Annotated in this window: 22 protein-coding genes; 13 read left to right on the top strand and 9 right to left on the bottom strand. The window is 46.0% G+C overall.

Translation table 11 applies throughout. The features are described 5' to 3' along the window. Nucleotides 1-50 precede the first annotated feature (50 nt). Both ACHA8N_RS05665 and ACHA8N_RS05660 read right to left on the bottom strand, forming a co-directional pair. Nucleotides 51-632, bottom strand: a complete 582-nt coding sequence (locus tag ACHA8N_RS05665; protein WP_393965027.1) for a YcxB family protein — start codon at nt 630-632, stop codon at nt 51-53. 139 nt (nt 633-771) lie between these two features. Beyond that, the gene (locus ACHA8N_RS05660; RefSeq protein WP_393965026.1) at nt 772-1,236 is read right to left on the bottom strand and encodes a hypothetical protein; all 465 of its coding nucleotides are present in this window, start codon (nt 1,234-1,236) and stop codon (nt 772-774) included. Between the two features lie 450 nt (nt 1,237-1,686). Here ACHA8N_RS05660 and ACHA8N_RS05655 point away from each other — a divergent pair, with 450 nt between their 5' ends. Then, nucleotides 1,687-2,028 (top strand): PadR family transcriptional regulator, encoded by a 342-nt coding sequence (locus tag ACHA8N_RS05655; RefSeq protein ID WP_393965025.1) that lies wholly within the window; start codon nt 1,687-1,689, stop codon nt 2,026-2,028. Continuing rightward, the gene (locus ACHA8N_RS05650) at nt 2,025-2,363 is read left to right on the top strand and encodes a DUF1048 domain-containing protein (protein WP_393965024.1); all 339 of its coding nucleotides are present in this window, start codon (nt 2,025-2,027) and stop codon (nt 2,361-2,363) included. Before ACHA8N_RS05655 ends, ACHA8N_RS05650 begins: the two co-directional genes overlap by 4 nt. Before the next feature lie 12 nt (nt 2,364-2,375). Here ACHA8N_RS05650 and ACHA8N_RS05645 read toward each other — a convergent pair whose 3' ends face one another. Together ACHA8N_RS05645 and ACHA8N_RS05640 are read right to left on the bottom strand one after the other, a co-directional pair. Continuing rightward, a complete protein-coding gene (locus ACHA8N_RS05645; RefSeq protein WP_393965023.1) occupies nt 2,376-2,777 on the bottom strand; it encodes a VOC family protein in 402 nt (133 codons plus the stop codon). 112 nt (nt 2,778-2,889) lie between these two features. Beyond that, the gene (locus ACHA8N_RS05640; protein WP_393965022.1) at nt 2,890-4,635 is read right to left on the bottom strand and encodes a methyl-accepting chemotaxis protein; all 1,746 of its coding nucleotides are present in this window, start codon (nt 4,633-4,635) and stop codon (nt 2,890-2,892) included. A gap of 235 nt (nt 4,636-4,870) precedes the next feature. On the opposite strand from ACHA8N_RS05640, the gene ACHA8N_RS05635 reads away from it, so the two are divergent. From ACHA8N_RS05635 to ACHA8N_RS05620, 4 genes are all read left to right on the top strand, one after another. Continuing rightward, a complete protein-coding gene (locus ACHA8N_RS05635; RefSeq protein WP_393965021.1) occupies nt 4,871-5,320 on the top strand; it encodes a MarR family winged helix-turn-helix transcriptional regulator in 450 nt (149 codons plus the stop codon). Next, nucleotides 5,317-6,111 carry an SDR family NAD(P)-dependent oxidoreductase gene (locus ACHA8N_RS05630; RefSeq protein ID WP_393965020.1) on the top strand — a complete coding sequence of 265 codons (795 nt, stop codon included), beginning with the start codon at nt 5,317-5,319 and terminating at the stop codon, nt 6,109-6,111. The genes ACHA8N_RS05635 and ACHA8N_RS05630 overlap by 4 nt, the downstream gene beginning before the upstream one ends. Nucleotides 6,112-6,133: 22 nt before the next feature. Further along, nucleotides 6,134-6,877: an SDR family NAD(P)-dependent oxidoreductase gene (locus tag ACHA8N_RS05625; protein WP_147511177.1), complete on the top strand. Its 744-nt coding sequence runs from the start codon at nt 6,134-6,136 to the stop codon at nt 6,875-6,877. A gap of 197 nt (nt 6,878-7,074) precedes the next feature. After that, on the top strand, nt 7,075-7,578 hold the full coding sequence (locus ACHA8N_RS05620; protein WP_393965019.1) for a DUF1572 family protein: 504 nt from the start codon (nt 7,075-7,077) through the stop codon (nt 7,576-7,578). A gap of 45 nt (nt 7,579-7,623) precedes the next feature. On the opposite strand, the gene ACHA8N_RS05615 is transcribed toward ACHA8N_RS05620, so the two are convergent. Then, nucleotides 7,624-8,226 (bottom strand): hypothetical protein, encoded by a 603-nt coding sequence (locus ACHA8N_RS05615; RefSeq protein ID WP_393965018.1) that lies wholly within the window; start codon nt 8,224-8,226, stop codon nt 7,624-7,626. A gap of 93 nt (nt 8,227-8,319) precedes the next feature. Here ACHA8N_RS05615 and ACHA8N_RS05610 point away from each other — a divergent pair, with 93 nt between their 5' ends. Together ACHA8N_RS05610 and ACHA8N_RS05605 are read left to right on the top strand one after the other, a co-directional pair. Continuing rightward, nucleotides 8,320-9,630 carry a right-handed parallel beta-helix repeat-containing protein gene (locus ACHA8N_RS05610; protein ID WP_393965017.1) on the top strand — a complete coding sequence of 437 codons (1,311 nt, stop codon included), beginning with the start codon at nt 8,320-8,322 and terminating at the stop codon, nt 9,628-9,630. Between the two features lie 165 nt (nt 9,631-9,795). Next, nucleotides 9,796-10,647 carry a helix-turn-helix transcriptional regulator gene (locus ACHA8N_RS05605; RefSeq protein WP_393965016.1) on the top strand — a complete coding sequence of 284 codons (852 nt, stop codon included), beginning with the start codon at nt 9,796-9,798 and terminating at the stop codon, nt 10,645-10,647. Between the two features lie 66 nt (nt 10,648-10,713). Here ACHA8N_RS05605 and ACHA8N_RS05600 read toward each other — a convergent pair whose 3' ends face one another. Further along, on the bottom strand, nt 10,714-10,929 hold the full coding sequence (locus tag ACHA8N_RS05600; RefSeq protein WP_147511173.1) for a hypothetical protein: 216 nt from the start codon (nt 10,927-10,929) through the stop codon (nt 10,714-10,716). A gap of 144 nt (nt 10,930-11,073) precedes the next feature. On the opposite strand from ACHA8N_RS05600, the gene ACHA8N_RS05595 reads away from it, so the two are divergent. The 4 genes from ACHA8N_RS05595 to ACHA8N_RS05580 are packed head-to-tail and all read left to right on the top strand — an operon-like array spanning nt 11,074 to nt 12,782. Further along, a complete protein-coding gene (locus tag ACHA8N_RS05595) occupies nt 11,074-11,262 on the top strand; it encodes a PspC domain-containing protein (protein ID WP_393965015.1) in 189 nt (62 codons plus the stop codon). Between the two features lie 26 nt (nt 11,263-11,288). Then, entirely contained in the window at nt 11,289-11,468 is a 180-nt protein-coding gene (locus tag ACHA8N_RS05590; protein ID WP_393965014.1) for a hypothetical protein, read from the top strand. A gap of 19 nt (nt 11,469-11,487) precedes the next feature. Beyond that, on the top strand, nt 11,488-12,309 hold the full coding sequence (locus ACHA8N_RS05585; protein WP_393965013.1) for a hypothetical protein: 822 nt from the start codon (nt 11,488-11,490) through the stop codon (nt 12,307-12,309). Further along, nucleotides 12,306-12,782, top strand: a complete 477-nt coding sequence (locus ACHA8N_RS05580) for a VOC family protein (RefSeq protein WP_393965012.1) — start codon at nt 12,306-12,308, stop codon at nt 12,780-12,782. Before ACHA8N_RS05585 ends, ACHA8N_RS05580 begins: the two co-directional genes overlap by 4 nt. Before the next feature lie 46 nt (nt 12,783-12,828). On the opposite strand, the gene ACHA8N_RS05575 is transcribed toward ACHA8N_RS05580, so the two are convergent. Then, complete coding sequence (locus ACHA8N_RS05575) at nt 12,829-13,344, bottom strand: DUF2812 domain-containing protein (protein WP_393965011.1); 516 nt, start codon at nt 13,342-13,344, stop codon at nt 12,829-12,831. Next, a complete protein-coding gene (locus ACHA8N_RS05570) occupies nt 13,316-13,657 on the bottom strand; it encodes a PadR family transcriptional regulator (RefSeq protein WP_393965010.1) in 342 nt (113 codons plus the stop codon). The genes ACHA8N_RS05575 and ACHA8N_RS05570 overlap by 29 nt, the downstream gene beginning before the upstream one ends. 237 nt (nt 13,658-13,894) lie before the next feature. Between ACHA8N_RS05570 and ACHA8N_RS05565 the strand changes: the two genes are divergently transcribed. Further along, the gene (locus tag ACHA8N_RS05565) at nt 13,895-14,806 is read left to right on the top strand and encodes a methyl-accepting chemotaxis protein (protein ID WP_393965009.1); all 912 of its coding nucleotides are present in this window, start codon (nt 13,895-13,897) and stop codon (nt 14,804-14,806) included. A 492-nt stretch (nt 14,807-15,298) separates the two neighbouring features. On the opposite strand, the gene ACHA8N_RS05560 is transcribed toward ACHA8N_RS05565, so the two are convergent. Beyond that, nucleotides 15,299-15,979 carry a hypothetical protein gene (locus ACHA8N_RS05560; RefSeq protein WP_393965008.1) on the bottom strand — a complete coding sequence of 227 codons (681 nt, stop codon included), beginning with the start codon at nt 15,977-15,979 and terminating at the stop codon, nt 15,299-15,301. Nucleotides 15,980-16,036: the final 57 nt, after the last annotated feature.

The following is a 16,036-nucleotide window of genomic DNA, read 5'->3' as shown; positions in this document are numbered from 1 at the left end:
ACTTAAAGGTGGGGGGCGTTTACATTAAGAATTGAACTAGAAACAGACGGTCATTTTTTTTCTTGTCCAAAGTCATGGTTTAAGTGTTGTTTTATCAAATCTCGAAGCAGCACGTGTTCTGTTTCAGTCCATGAAGAGTATGTTTTCGGTAAAATAAGTGCTTCGTTATTTTCAAAGTATAGGAAGAGGCGATCATCATCTTCACTGACCGCTTTAAATTCTTCCCATGCGATGTTCGTGTTTTTAACGATACCGTTATACGTAGAATTTGATTGAATGCCCGTTTCATGAAGGTGTAACGTTACATTTCGCGGCCATCGCTTATCGTTTTTAAGTGAAGATCTCACTTGCCGGAGTGTAACGAATTCATAATACTTTACTAAAGTCGACTTCAATAAGAGAACTGGAACAAAAGACAAACAGACGATGATGAGTTGGCTTACATTTTCCGAGAAAAACCCAAGAAAAAGCGGTACGAGTATAGTGAAAAGGATAAGGCCGAGTAGCAACACCATCAGAGCCAACGTTATGAAAGCAACATTAGATCTTGCTTGATGATGGCGTGCCCTGTTTAAAGCGTCCTTTTGTAATGCCATAAAGTCTTCAAAAGTCATTTGATAGTTTAAATTCATTGCATGATTCCTCTTTTCAGAATAGATTACTTTTTTTAATTAAAAAATCCCTTCATCGTATCAATTCGAGTCTTTTTATATTAGTGAGATCTTGCAGATTGATGGAATTCAACTGTTCGCTCAGAAAGAGTTTTGATTGTTAATTCGGCTCATATCGGAAGTTAGGGAGTTCAGCATCGGCTCTTGAATAAAGTGTCTCCATCGAAAATCGATTCGGGTGACGTACGTTGTCTGAATAAAGGCTCTCAATCTTTTTGTCTATATATGCGTTTTCTACTTCAAGATAGTCGATGACAAGGGTTTTAAATTCTTCCGCAGCGGGTTCATCGTGCTGTAGAATGGTCATCTCTTCTAAGTTCTTGGTATTATCTGCTTTCATCACGTGTAACTCTTCATTCGCATCTGACACAGCGACTGAATCTGTAGGGACACTAGACAGCATAAGCATCTTTATTTGATGATCACGTCCAAGCGAAAGGATTGAAGTTGCATCAAAATAAATCACCGGTCTATCGTCACTTATTTTGGTTGAAGTCATGGTCGTGCACCCGTTTAAAACGATTGTTCCCGTGAAGAGTAAAACGAACAAGAGTAACTTCTTCAAAACCACTCCTCCTTTCGATAATGTTGTTGTGTTTTAAAGTGTTAAAAAATGAGAGATCATCTGTAGCATAAAGAGAGAATGGACGTAATAAATGTTCCTTATTTTTATTTTTTGAAAATCAAACGAACCATATTTTCCCTATTGGTCTTAGGTTAACAGTATTTAAGATGACTTTACATGAATAAGCCTGGGAAAAATGCGATAAATGGATTCGAACATTTCCCGCACAAAACCTTGAATCTTACAAAATCCTTTGATGGTTATACATACAGCAACGCATGCTTGTAGTCGGCATGCGTTGTTTTTTCTTATCTTTAACTGCTTACGAATACACACATCACTATGATAGCTTGCAGTCAAAACATGCAACCTTTCATTGACACGTCAACTACTTAGTTATACTATATACTTGTAGATAGTAATACAGAGTACTGGAGTGGAGGGAATGCCGTGGAAGACATCACAGAAATGTTAAAAGGCGTACTCGAAGGATGTGTGCTCGAAATCATCAGTCGGGAAGAGACGTACGGGTATGAAATCACAAGGCAGTTACGTGAATTGGGCTTTAAAGATGTAGTGGAAGGGACGGTCTACACGATCACGATGCGGCTTGAGAAAAATCAACTCGTCGATACCGTCAAAAAACCATCGACACAAGGACCACCACGGAAGTTTTATGCGTTGAATGCTGCCGGTCAAGCGCGGCTTGCTTCATTTTGGGAGCGTTGGAGCTTCGTTTCAAGCAAGCTGACAGAACTGAAAATGAGTCAACCGAAAGGAGAACCCGTATGAGTATCGTTGAAAACATCATGGGTAACTTAGAAGATAAACGGCATTACCGAGCGATGGAGCGTCGTGCGAAACATTTACCTGCTGACTATTTCCATGCCTATCGTGCGATTCAAAAATATCTGGCAATCGCCGGAGGACCGGTGGATTGGCCGTCGACCCGTCGAATCTTCGAGGGATTACTCGACTTGTTTGAGATGGGTGCAGCAGAAGGGAAAACCGTCACAGACATTACAGGACCGGATGTCGCGGCGTTCTGTGACGATCTCATCAAGGACGAGCCTTCTTGGAATGATCCATATCGCATCAAATTAAATGAATCGATTAACCATAAGTGACACGGAACGGCCTCAGCCGTTGATCGTCCACGTATCCCGCAGTTCAATGATCGTTCCTTCCGGCGCTTTCAGTTTACTGAGGTGACCGTCGACGACGAAATAGATGTTGCCGCCGTGTTTCGGTAAAAACGGCATGCCGAGTTGTTCGAGCCGGGTAACTTCTGCCTGCAAGTCGTCGACGTATAGTGCGAAATGGACGGGACCCGCCGCGTGTTTCGTATAAGGCGTCAAGGTCTCGTCGACTTTGTTCGTCTGGAGTTCGATGTAAAAGTCACCGAGTTTCAACCAACTGTTAAAAGCACGAGTGTGGAAATCAGGGGACTCCTGGACGAGTTCGAATCCCAGTTGTTCATAAAACGTTTTCGACGCAGTGTAGTCAGTCGTCTGGATACAGAGGTGATGAATTTGTTTCATCGTTAATCATCCTTTCAGGTGGTGCGGTTCGTATGTAGCCGCTAGCAATATCAAACCAAATTTTATCACAAACAAGCGTCCGTTTCCTTCGAGGGAGACGGACGCTTGTTGATTACGTCAGATCGAATTTCTCCGTCTGATCTGTTAAATAAGAAGATGTTTCGTTTAATGTCTCGACTAGGACATGCAGTCCAGTAATCGTCGCAATCATTTGCTCGGACGCCGCCGCCACTTCTTCGTTGCCGGCCGTATGTTCTTCGGCGACGGATGCGATTTCCGTCAGGGCATTACGAATTCGGGCTTCCGTTCGAGCAACGTCAAGCATTTGTTGACGCATCCCGGCAGCGGACGCCGCGACTGTCCCGACTTGTTTTGCGATTTGGGTGAACGAGCCGTCCGTCGCTTGAATTTCCTGTTGACCGGAGACCGTCTCTTGTAATGTCTCAGCGAACCGGACTTCCATTTGCATCGAATTCCCGGTGATGTTCTGGACAATCGCAGCAATCTGATCGACACTGCTCGCGACATGCGTCGATAACTGTTTGACCTCGGTTGCGACGACAGCAAATCCTTTGCCTTGTTCGCCAGCACGTGCCGCTTCAATGGCCGCATTGAGTGCCAGTAAGTTCGTTTGTGCCGCGATGTCGCGGATGATCGTGACCAGTCCTTGAATGTCGGTGGATTGTTGTTTCAGTTGGCGGACCTGCTCCGTCGCTTCGACGACATGCGTATGAATCGTGTTCATCCGGATGACGGACTGTTTCATCTGCGTCTGCCCGTCGCGGGTCGCCACACGCATCGTCTCGACGGTCTGTTCGATTTGCTGACTGTCATCGGTCGTCTTTTGGACGAGCGAGGAGAAACCGGTCATCTCATCGGTCAAGGCGAGTGTCGTGTGCGTCTGACTTTCCGTACCGGTCGCGATTTCCGACATCGTCTCGGCAATCTGCGTTGAACCGTCGAGGACTTCCGTCGTCCCGGCATCAATCGCCTGACTCGTGTCCGTGACGAGAACGGTCGTCCGTTTAATGTCGACGATCATCAGGCGGAGTGTTTCGTTCATCTGCTGAATCGAACGGGCGAGCGTATAGATTTCATCTTTTGCCGGAATCTTCAGTTGTTGCATCGTCTGATCGGCTTGCGAAAGTTTTCCGTCGGCAATCATTCGCGCAACGGATTGAAGCGTTTCGAGCGGTTTCAGTTTTCGACCGAGTATGTAATACAGTGATCCGAGTGTCAACAGTAAGAGTAAGACGAGTAAACCGAGAAACAGCGGCAACGTTTGTTTTACCAGCGTCGTCGTTAAGGTCTCGACGTCTTTTGCCGCAATGTCGACTCCTAAAATCCCGATGATGTCACCCGTCGTACTTTTTAACGGAACGTAAACACTGATGTACTGACCGAACTTCGGATCATCGATGACATCGGTTGAGTGCGTTTTGCCTTGTAAGACTTCTTTCATATCGGACGCGACAGCCCCTGTTGCCGGATCATTGATCTTAGCGGCGTCGGCGACCGGCAGACCATCGACCAATACTTTAACTTGATTGTTGTCGATTATTGCGGTGTATGCGTACAAGAGACCGTTTTGCTGTCGCAATTGATCGAGTGATTCGCGTAACTGTTCGTAAGTCGTATCATTCGTTGGATTCGTTAAGAATTTCTGATAGGACTCGGAATCGACGCTTCGGGCAATCCGTAATGCATCTTGTTCTGCCGTCTTTTTGAGCGTCGACAGCGCGGTTTGTTTGGTATTGAGATAGAGGGAAGCACTGCTGAAAATAAAGAAAAGAATGAGGATCAAGCTGATGATGAGAAGTAGACGTGTTCTGATGGAATGAGTCCGTGTCGTGTCCATATAAGCCTCCTGATGATAGTTTACGTGTTGCTTATCTACGTTATCGGCTAGATTTTGAATAAGTTATAGCAAACGTAGTAAAAAAAAGTTAAGGGGTAGAATAAATATCGCCGCATAAAATAAACCCGTGAAAAATGTTTACAGTTAAATAGTTTAGTGTTAAATTATTCAATGCGATAAGGAATCCAATAGATTTTTCTTGTGAGATAAACGCTCAAGAAAGGATGTCGAACCAATGGAACAAGATCAACTCTTTAAAATGATCCATACAGTGGAAGCCGTGACGAATGAGGCCATCATCGATTGGAACGCTCGTTTTCCCTACAATGTCGGAATTTCGCCGATTCTGACGTTAGGTGAGCTGAAACGGAAAGGTCCTCAAAATCAGATGAAGTTAGCAGAAACACTTGGTTTTACAGGAGGCGCGATGACGAACATCGCTAAAAAACTGATTCAATTTGAATTGGTCGAACGGGTCTATAACGAACAGGACCGCCGGCAAGTTTTGCTGCAAATCACGGAGCAAGGAGAGCGAGTCTTACGTGAAGCCCAAGCAATTGGAAAACAACAGTACCTCGAACTGTATGACGTGTTAGATGAAGACGAGATTCGTCAATACTTAGCAATCAATGAAAAACTCTTGACCCACATTCGGGCGAAACGAGAGAACGGAGTGAAACGATGAGTCGAGTAGCGGGGAAAGTAGCGTTGGTAACAGGTGGTGCGTCAGGGATCGGTTTATCGGCCGCGACTTTGCTCGCCGAAGCAGGAGCCGCCGTCGTCGTCGCAGATTATAACGTCGATGGAGCGGAAGAAGTAGCGGCTAAGTTAAGAAAACAAGGACGACAAGCTTCTGCCGTCTTCTTGGACGCGTCTGAAGCTGAATCGATTCAATCCGCCATCGATTTTACCGTCGAGACGTTTGGTGGACTCACCGTATTATTCAATAACGTCGGGCTGACAAACCTTCAGAAAGACTTAGATGTCGTCGCAATGGACTTGGCAGAATGGGACCGTTTGATGAACGTGAATGTCAAAAGTGTTTTGCTTGGTGCAAGATATGCCATTCCACATATGAAAGAAGCAGGTGGCGGATCGATCATCAATACAGCTTCGATGTCGGCATTTGCAGGTGACAGCATCCGTTCTGCCTATGGGACATCAAAAGCTGCCGTCGTCCAGTTGACGAAGTATATCGCGACACAGTACGGGAAGGATTTGATTCGCTGTAATGCGATTGCTCCCGGTCTGATTTTGACACCGGCGGCAAAAGCCAACATGAGTCCAAGTCTGCTCGCAACATTCGAAAAATACAATGCCCTTCCGTATCACGGCGAAGCCGATGACATCGGACATGCCGTCGTCTATCTCGCGTCAGACGAATCAAAATTCATGACCGGACAAACCCTTCAGATTGAAGGCGGACATTACATCGGCAATCCGACCAGTCCCGATTTTTTAGCGATGCAGCAGTAATTCAGAAATGGAGTGAATGAAGATGAATCGATTAGCAGAAAAAATCATGTTAATTACCGGTGCTGGTAGTGGCATGGGAGAAGCAACGGCACTGATGGCAGCGCGTGAAGGCGCCATCGTCGTCGCGACGGACATCAATGAAGAGGCCGTCCGTGCTGTCGTCAAACAGATTTTGCTTGAAGGGGGTCAAGCATATGCCTTACGACATGACGTCTCTTCCCGTGAGAGTTGGCAAGACGTCATCGACATGGTCGAGCGGGAGTTTAATCGACTGGATGTTTTGGTCAATAATGCGGGCATTGCGCTCAGTACCCCGTTTTTAGAGCAGGATGAAACCGATTGGTCCCGGATTTTCAACATCAACGTCAACAGTGTCCTGCTCGGGATGCAACAGGCGATTCGGTTGATGCAGGAGACAGGGGGTTCGATCGTCAACATTGCCTCGATTTCTGCGATCAGCGGAATGGCGGGGGCCGGCGGCTATACGGCATCAAAAGGAGCAATCGATGCGGTGACGCGGGCGGCAGCTGTCGATTACGGAAAGGACAACATCCGTGTCAATGCCGTCTATCCAGGTTACATCGAAACGAAGATGAGTGCCCCGTCAATGACGGCATATAAAGACTATTTTGAACAGGTGATTCCGCTTGGTCACGTTGGGCAAGCCGAAGAAGTTGCGCATGCGGTCGTATTCCTCGCGACCGACGAAGCGAGTCACATCTCCGGGATCGGTCTTCCGGTAGATGGTGGCGTCACAGCAAGATAATTGAAACGACACGAAGGCACTGTTAATGCGACAGTGTCTTTTTTTAATGAAACAATCGATCAAGTGGTAATGAAAATTCGTTACAATGGAAGAGAAGAATGAAATCGATCAATGACTCGTCAAATCGTTCTTCAGGCAGTCGAAGAACCAGATTGCATTGATTTCGTGATTGATTCACATCAAAAGGAGTGAATAAAATGGCTTTTGAAGAGGTATATTTAGCGGCGGTTCAAGCACGTTTCCGTGCGGTCAGGGAACCAGCGGAGCAGGCACTCGGCTGGCTGAACGAGGAACAGTTTCATCAGATACTGGCACCGGATACGAACAGCGTCGCGTTGTTGATCCAACATATGACGAACAATATGACCTCACGCTGGACCGACTTTTTAACGACAGACGGGGAAAAGCCGGATCGCAACCGGGACGCCGAGTTTGTCGACCAGGGTCATGACAAAGAGACCTTACTGACACTGTGGAACGACGGCTGGCAACTTGTCGAATCGACGCTTGCTTCCCTGACACCGGACGATTTGGAGCGGACCGTTTTGATCCGTGGTGAACCGCATCTCGTCGTCGACGCGATTGAACGGCAGCTCGCGCATTATGCCTATCACACCGGACAGCTGATCTTTTTGATGAAAATCCTGCTCGGACCGGACTTCAAACCGTTAACGATTCCCTTGCCGCATCAGCGGCACTGAAAGAAACAGACCTGCCTCTTTTACGTAAAGAGACAGGTCTGTTTTTTATAGTATGTCGTCGACTTTCTTCACCGATAACGTAATTGTGAACGCGCTTTCACCTTTTTTCAGTCGAATGTCTTTTGGAGAATGGATGGTATCCATTGATTTTTCTTTCATGGTCTCTTGGACGGTCGATTTTTCAAACATCAACAGTTCATATGTAGACGGACGAAATGACTTGTCACGGAATTCGACGTCGCTTATCATGACTCCTTTGAAAGCATTTGATTCTTCGGACCAGTCATGCATCGTACCATCCAACTCATAGGTGTATGACCGATAGCCTTTTGTGCTGTCGAACTGTTGACTGAGTTTCAGTAAATTTCCATCATATTGACCGGGCTTGATTGTCTCGGAAAACCAGATTTTCTGCTTGCCTGACGCAAAATGCTCGATTCCGATCAGGTAAAGCGGATTCTTGGATCGACCGGACATTTTATAAACGACCTCGTTTTTAATTGAATCTGATGGTTTTTTGGACTGATCCAGTTCGAGTGTCAACGGCAGTTCCGTTGGTTTGACGACTTTTTTCGGCACGGCTTCTTCCGTACTGCAACCGGCGAGTAAAAATGCCGATAGAGAACAGACGAGCATTTGCTTCAACATCCATGTCACGCCCTTCATATGTAGGTATATTCAGTGTAAGGGGAATGGATGATAGTTACAATCGGATTATGCATCGCAGGAAGGAGGGGTTACATGAAAAAACGTTTTATTCTCTTGCTGTCGCTCGGACTGTTTGGGTGTTCGGCGACTTGGAATCAAGAATCGGCGGAGTCAACAGTTGCCAAAAAAGTTCTGTATGTCGCTCCGACCGGCAAGGATACGAATACCGGTTCGATCAAGCAACCGCTGAAAACGCTGAAACGAGCCAGTCAGCTCGCGAAAGCCGGGACGACGGTGTACCTCCGCAAAGGAACGTACACGGAAGCGTTGACGGTCAAGCACAGCGGGACGAAACAAGCACCGGTCGTCTTCCGGAATTATCAACAGGAGAAAGTGGTGTTAAGTGGTAAGGCGCTGAGGCAGAAAGACGGGGACACGACACTCATCCGGATTGAAAATCGACAGTACGTGACGATTCAAGGACTGGTGGTCGCAGACATCGAAACAACACGAACCAATGAGACGCCGATCGGGATGTTTGTCACCGGTACAGGACGGAACATTCAATTGATCGATAATCAGGTCCGTCGGATCAAGACGAACGCCAAAGACGGCAACGCCCACGGGATTGCAATCTATGGAACCGGTCGGTTGAAGCAGATCACCGTCCGGGGGAATCGGGTCGAAGACAACCGGCTTGGCGCGAGCGAAGCCTTGGTGCTGAACGGCAACATCGACGGATTTTCCGTCACGAACAATATCGTTCGACGCAACGATAACATCGGGATCGACTTAATCGGATATGAAGGGGTCGCAACGAATCCGGCGGAGGATTATGCACGAAACGGGACGATTGCCGGGAATCGCGTATCCGACAGTTCGAGTTACGGAAATCCTGTTTACGGTAAGGACTACAATGCAGCCGGCATTTATGTCGACGGTGGAAAGCGACTGACAATCGAAAACAATATCGTCGAGCGGAATGATATCGGTATCGAGGTGACGAGCGAACACGCTGGGAAGTATGCAGAACAAGTCACGGTCCGTCGCAATTTGGTGAAACAGAATCGGTTTACCGGCATTTCGATCGGCGGATACGATAAAAAGCGGGGGGGAACGAGACAGGTACGGATCACGAACAATCAAGTCACCGGCAATGATACGAAAGGACTGGAAGGGGGACAACTGCTGATCCAGCATGATGTCCGCGATAACCGCATTGACCGCAATACGTTTACGACGGGGCAAGATAATCTGTTTGTTGCCCATTTCTTTAAGACAAGTTCCGGCAATCAGTTCGAGAAAAATACGTATCGGCTGGCAACAGGAAAAGCCAAACGATGGATCTGGCAGAATCGAGAATACCGGACACAAGAAACGTTTGAACAGACCGTTAAAAAATGAATTGAAAAAGTCGACGTTCAGTCGGCTTTTTTGCTGATTTGAATAAGAACGCAAAAAATATCAAAATGGAATAAACCTGATTCGTTACAATGAAATCAGCAAGAGTGATGATATAAACCGGAAAAGGAGGGAGCTTCCATCAACGAACGAGACTGGCAAACCGTCATGCACTATATCGAAACACATCTTTACGCAGAGGATTTATCGGAGCAGCTGCCCGCCTTTACGCAATATTCCCCGTTTCATTTTGGGCGCTTATTCAAAAAGCGGATCGGTCAGACCGTCGGAGACTATATTCGGACACGGCGTGTGACGGACAGCGCTCGGTTGTTACGATCAACGGAGATTGAGATTTTAGAGCTCGCGTTTCACTGCGGCTATCAGTCGCAAGAAGCATTTACCCGTGTTTTTAAAGGGCAATATGGTTTACCGCCGCGGCGCTATCGTCAAATTATCAGTACATTAACCGATAAGGAGCGACAACATATGCAAACGAATCAACTAACAGGATGGTTCATGAGTGGTACCCATACCGAGGAGTATCACTTTGAGACCGATTCAGAGATTGTACATCAAGGGGTTCAATCCGGAAAATTACGTCACGTGTCCGACGGATTGGCGACAGGCAAATTTGCCACGATGATGCAAAGTATTCAAGCAGTCGATTATCGCGGGAAGCGGATGATGTTCGCCGGTTTTTTAAAGACGGAAGCAACAGGTCGAGCCGGAGCTTGGTTTCGAGTCGATGATATCAGCGGCGATCCGCTGCAATTCGACAATATGTCCGACCGTTCTTTAAGTGGCGAGACCGACTGGACTTACTGTGCCATCGTACTGGATGTTCCGGATGAGGCGTTGTCGCTCCATTTCGGCTTTTTGCTTGAGGAAGCAGGCACTGTGTGGGCAGATTCGTTTTCGTTCCATGAAGTCGAAGCCAACATTCCTTCAACAAACCAACTGGGTCAAACGTCGTTACCGCGTACACCGGTCAATCTGACGTTTGATGAAAGGGAATGAAAAAAAAGACGTTACTTTCCGAACGGGGAAGTAACGTCTTTCTCATCATCTAGTGTGTGAACGTTCTCAAGAGTTATACCCAAGGAACAACGTAAAAAGCAGTAAGCCGCCTGAAACGATAATACAGACTAAACAAACGATTGTCGTAAAGAGACGCAGCGGCATCGATAATGCGAGACGTCTTTTCCATACCGTAAAGACGACGACCGCACTTCCCATCATCAGTAATGCGAGAATGGTGACCGGAACGGCTCGTTCTTGGATTAAATACCAAATGTCCATTTTCTCAAATCCTTTCAATCAGATCCTGGTTTAATGAGGCTGCACCCTGCAAAACCAGTCGCTGTTGCGTTATACTAATTATTGTAACATATGGATTGACTATCCAAAAGGAGTCATATCATATGGAGAAAGAAGGGGAAACGATTGAGTACACCATTACGGAAATCAGCGACGGATCGATCGATCCAAGGGGTTTGCGGGGGACTGGCAGCACAGTTTGGTATTTCATCACTCGCTGTTCGTCTGATCTTTATTGTGATCCCGTTTCCGGTCAATCTAATCATTTACATGATTCTTGCGAATGCGATGGCGGATGCGCCAAGAACATTGTAGCACCATATTTGAAGGGGGGGATCAATATGAGGACCTCAAATCTGATGATCCGTATTTTGATGATTTTGTGTGGCGCCCTAATCGGCTTGAGCATTGTGTACGCTGTCAAAGGAACGTTTGACGGCAGTGTCTTACTCGGATTTGTGATTGGAGCGGTCATTTTCGCACTGATTTATTATACAGTGATGCGTCTCAGAAAACAGTAAACAGCAGGGGGAAAATTCGATGCAGTACTTGATTTGTACGACGTGCGGGGTACAGATGGATGAAAACGTGACGCGGGACGACGTTTGTCCGATTTGTACGGATGAGCGGCAATACGTCAATCCGAACGGTCAGTCGTGGACGACACTGTCGGACATGATTTCGTCCGGGATGTATCAGACGACGGTGACAGAAGAACAACCGGGACTTCAAAGTCTGGTCACGACGCCGAAGTTCGGGATCGGACAGACGGCTTACCTTGTCATGGGAACGAAACGGATTCTTTGGGATTGTGTAACCTATCTCGATCAGACCGTCATCGATGCATTGGGTCAAATCGACGCGATGGCATTATCGCATCCGCACTATTATGCGACTCAGGTCGAATGGGCGGAAACATTTGGTATCCCGCTGTATATCCACGAAGCGGATCAAGAGTGGGTGACACGACCGAGTAAACAGATCGTTTTCTGGTCCGGTGATCAACTCGCGTTAAGTGAGGATGTCATCTTACACCGTATTGGCGGTCATTTTGACGGGGCGACCGTTCTCGAATGGACGACCGGCAACGATGGTCGCGGGATTTTACTGACGGGAGATATCGTCCGTGTCGTCGCCGACCGGGCGTGGGTCAGCTTCATGTACAGTTATCCGAACCTGATTCCGTTACCGGCAACGACCGTCGCTGAGATGGCGTCCGTCCTAAAAGACGTCCGCTTTAATCAGATTTACGACGCGTTCCATAAAATCGTTGTTACGGATGCGAATGCAGCCGTCGCCCGTTCGGCCAGCCGCTATATTGCGGCGTTGAACGGACACGTGAAGGAACGTGAACGGCGATGATTCTTGGCCTATATGAAGCACATCTGCCCGTCAGCGACTTACAGCGGTCCATCGCGTTTTATACGGGACTCGGATTGAAGCTTGATCACATCGTGGATGAAAAAATCGCCTTTCTTTGGATTGTCGAAGAGCAAAGCTGGCTTGGTCTCTGGCAAGCGGACCAAGCCGAGTTGCCGTACCATCCGTCGATCCGGCATATCGCCTTTCAAGTCTCGCTCGACGGCTTACGTGAGTCGGTCCGTTGGCTGACGGAACGCGGCTACACGCCACGCAAGGCATTTGGTTTTGAAGGAACGGAACCGTTCGTCATGCCGATTGCCCAGCATGCCCATGCGAAGATTCATTTTAATGATCCGGACGGCAACAGTCTCGAATTCATCACGAAGCTCGATAATCCGCTCGGCGCACAAGATTACATGTACTTAAGCGAATGGGAACGATTATTGAACGAGCAAGGTTATGCCTTGAAATAAGCAAAACCTCTTCGATTTACAATAAAATCGAAGAGGTTTTTTGGTGTTAGAGCGACCGTAGATGCTTTTTAGTCCGGTAGATGATCGAGAAAATCGCTACAATCAACAGAACTTCAAGGACGGCGAATCCAATCATCACCGAAGCAGTCACAGGATGTGTCATCTCTTGTCCGATATTTGGGATTAAAAACAAGGACAGCATCGAGATCAGTAAAAACAGTAGGGTGATCCAATACGTTTGGAGTTTCTTTTCTAAGTAGCGTTTGGTCGAGCTTGTATCCGTAAACAATTCAAAGGATTCTTCGGTGCCGGCTTTCCGGTAGTATGCCCAAAAAGGATTGGCATGAACGATTTCGACACCTGTTTCTTCTAAAAAAGCGAAGTACTCAGAACGGTTTGGCCGTTGAGTAATCATTTCATTCCGGTACGTATAGACCGTATCCTCCCGTTCAAACGTGTAGACGAACGGGGAGAACTTCGTCAGTTGCCAGCCTTGACGACTCATCTCGTTGACCCAGCGTTCTTCTGTTTCATCATTTAGGTAAAATTTGAATTTTTTCATCAGTTACTCCTTTAAGTAAGTCATCAGCATGCTGTAATACTTGCGACAGACGGGTCCGTTCTGCCAAACATACTTCATAGCCGGATGTTGTCAAACCATAAATTTTCTGGCGACCGGCTTCTTCGACAATTTTAATCCAGCCTTTTTCAAGTAAATTCTTTAAGACCCCATACATCGTGCCTGGTCCCATCCGGACGCGTCCATCTGTTAATTGTTCAATTTGTTGCATCATCGCGTATCCGTGTTTCGGTGTCGTCAACGAAAGCAAAACATAATACGTGCTCTCGGTCAAAACAATTATATCGTCTCTCAATGTATCGCCTCCCGATATAAATGATACATGATTGGAAATAAGTTGTAAAGTATAAAGAAAAAGTCCCAAAAAAGACCTTTTTCGAGAAAGGGGTCAATGTTTTTGTGGATATGAGCAGAATGATGTAAAGCGGAAATGGGACTTGTTATGATAAACGGCAGATGAAAACATTTTTTTTAAGAATAGTTTCTTTACTAAACCGATGATCTATATGAACACCTGAAGGAGATTACCCAAATGACGACACCACAACTAACAAACCCAACCCTTGCTTCTGCTGATATTCTGGAAGCCTTGACCCACAATGTCGCAATGATTCGTTTTGATACACAACGCCGGGTCGTTGATGTCAACGATTTGTTCGCGAAGACGATGAAGTACAAACGCGATGAGATGATTGGCATGCACCATCACCTGTTTTGCCGAGCGGATTTTGCAAACAGTGAGGCGTATCAAAAATTATGGAGCAAACTACTGGCCGGTTTTAGCTCAGCCGATAAAATCGAACGGATTGACGCCCGCGGCGACTCGATTTGGCTGGAGGCGACCTATATGCCCATTTATGAAGCAAACCAAGTCGTCGGTGTCGTCAAGATCGCCTCTGATGTTACGGACCGGCAAGAGACCATCCAAACGTATGCGACGTCGTTTGCCGGCATCGCAACGGATCTTGATACCCGCTCCGTGCAAGGCAAACAGGAAAGCCGGCAACTCAAACAAACAATCGAGAAGATGGCGGATGATGCCAAGGAAAATTTACGGACCTTAACGAATCTGCAGGAACAGTCTTCCGAGATCACAAAAATCACCGGGACAATCAAAGAGATTGCCGCCCAGACCAACTTATTGTCGCTGAACGCCTCGATTGAAGCAGCACGCGCCGGGGAGCACGGAAGCGGCTTTAACGTCGTGGCGACGGAAGTCCGCAATCTCTCAAAACTCGTTGAACTCGCCGTCATTAACGTTCGCGACACGACGGAACAGATGAACAAGGAACTGGAACGGATTCAACAGGGCATCACGCGGGCAAACACCGATGCCTCGTCCAGTGTCTCCGTCATGGAAGAGACGTTGCAACGGTTTGAGACCGTCAGCGAGTCGGCGCATGAACTGAATGAAACGGCAAAAAAATTCACGACGGTTATTTAAACGCAAAAGTCATGTCCTAAGATCGGACATGACTTAATACTGAAGACAAGATGGTGGTAATTCTCTTTATTGAGAAGGGCCACTTTTTTGTCGCTTCGAATCGTTTTCTTGAGACACACTTTGCTGCATCAAACACTCCTTAAGACAATTGTCTAGTTTATTGTTGACAATCCATCTTCCTCCTGAGTCTCTGCGATGAAAAGATACTTATAGTGCTGATATGATCAACGGTCCCTCAACAAAAGGTAAGAGACCGTTGTTGGCTAATTCGTCTAGCCTGCTCATGTATTATCATAGGTATAGAATACGACAGAAATTGTGTCAAATGCTTCGGAAATGCCATGTTGATAGATGGATCAGTCCGCTTCAGGTTGTTCCTGTTCATAGATTAAGTTCTTTCTTTAAACAGGATATCAAATGCGTTGAACACGAGACTGTTGTCGTCATTGATGAAACATTTGAAGAAGTGATACAGGGATTACTCTTATAGATTTAATCTTCTAACTCATATTTTAAATCAGAAAAAGAACGACTTACCTTAAAATCGAGATGAATGAGAGTGTTTAAATCGTATTTCTTTTGTCGATACATTTCTTTCATGAATTGTAAGAAGATATAGCGACAATTATATAAATCATCTCCAGTATCTTCTCTCATAGAAGCATAATCAATTTCTTCACCTAGCGAATCATAAACAATCGTTTCAAACTCTAAATTCGTATGCCACATAAAATCTAAAAATCCTTGTAGGACTGCTTTTTTATATGTATCTAATGAAAAAGTAGCCAAAATTTGATTTTTATAATGAAATTCCGCTATTTTTTTTGGATAGAAAAATCGAATGGTAAAATGAGAAGAAACTTCTTCGTTCTCATATTGTAGAGTCCAGTCTGATCTTTCAATGTCATATAAATCATTTGTTGATACACTCTTTATTAATAAATGCCAAAACATGTATAGCTCACTAACATGTGCGTTGAAAGGGAGTGGTTCACCATCTAAATAAAAAACGACTTTTCCTGAAGGATAGCCGTCAGATCGTCCAAATGTATAATTAAATACATCTTTATCTTCTGAATCAGTCATCTCTACAAATCCCGGATATTCCTGATTTTTATCTAATTCTTCTTTTTCAGGAGGAATTTCAATATAACTTTTAATTTCTAAATGCATAATAAAATATTCCTTTCATTCATTAGTAACTAATTTATCAAAATCAGTCGAGAATAC

It is taken from the genome of Exiguobacterium sp. S22-S28, assembly GCF_043359615.1.
Lineage (GTDB): Bacteria > Bacillota > Bacilli > Exiguobacteriales > Exiguobacteriaceae > Exiguobacterium_A.
This window is presented reverse-complemented; position numbering and strand designations above follow the sequence as displayed.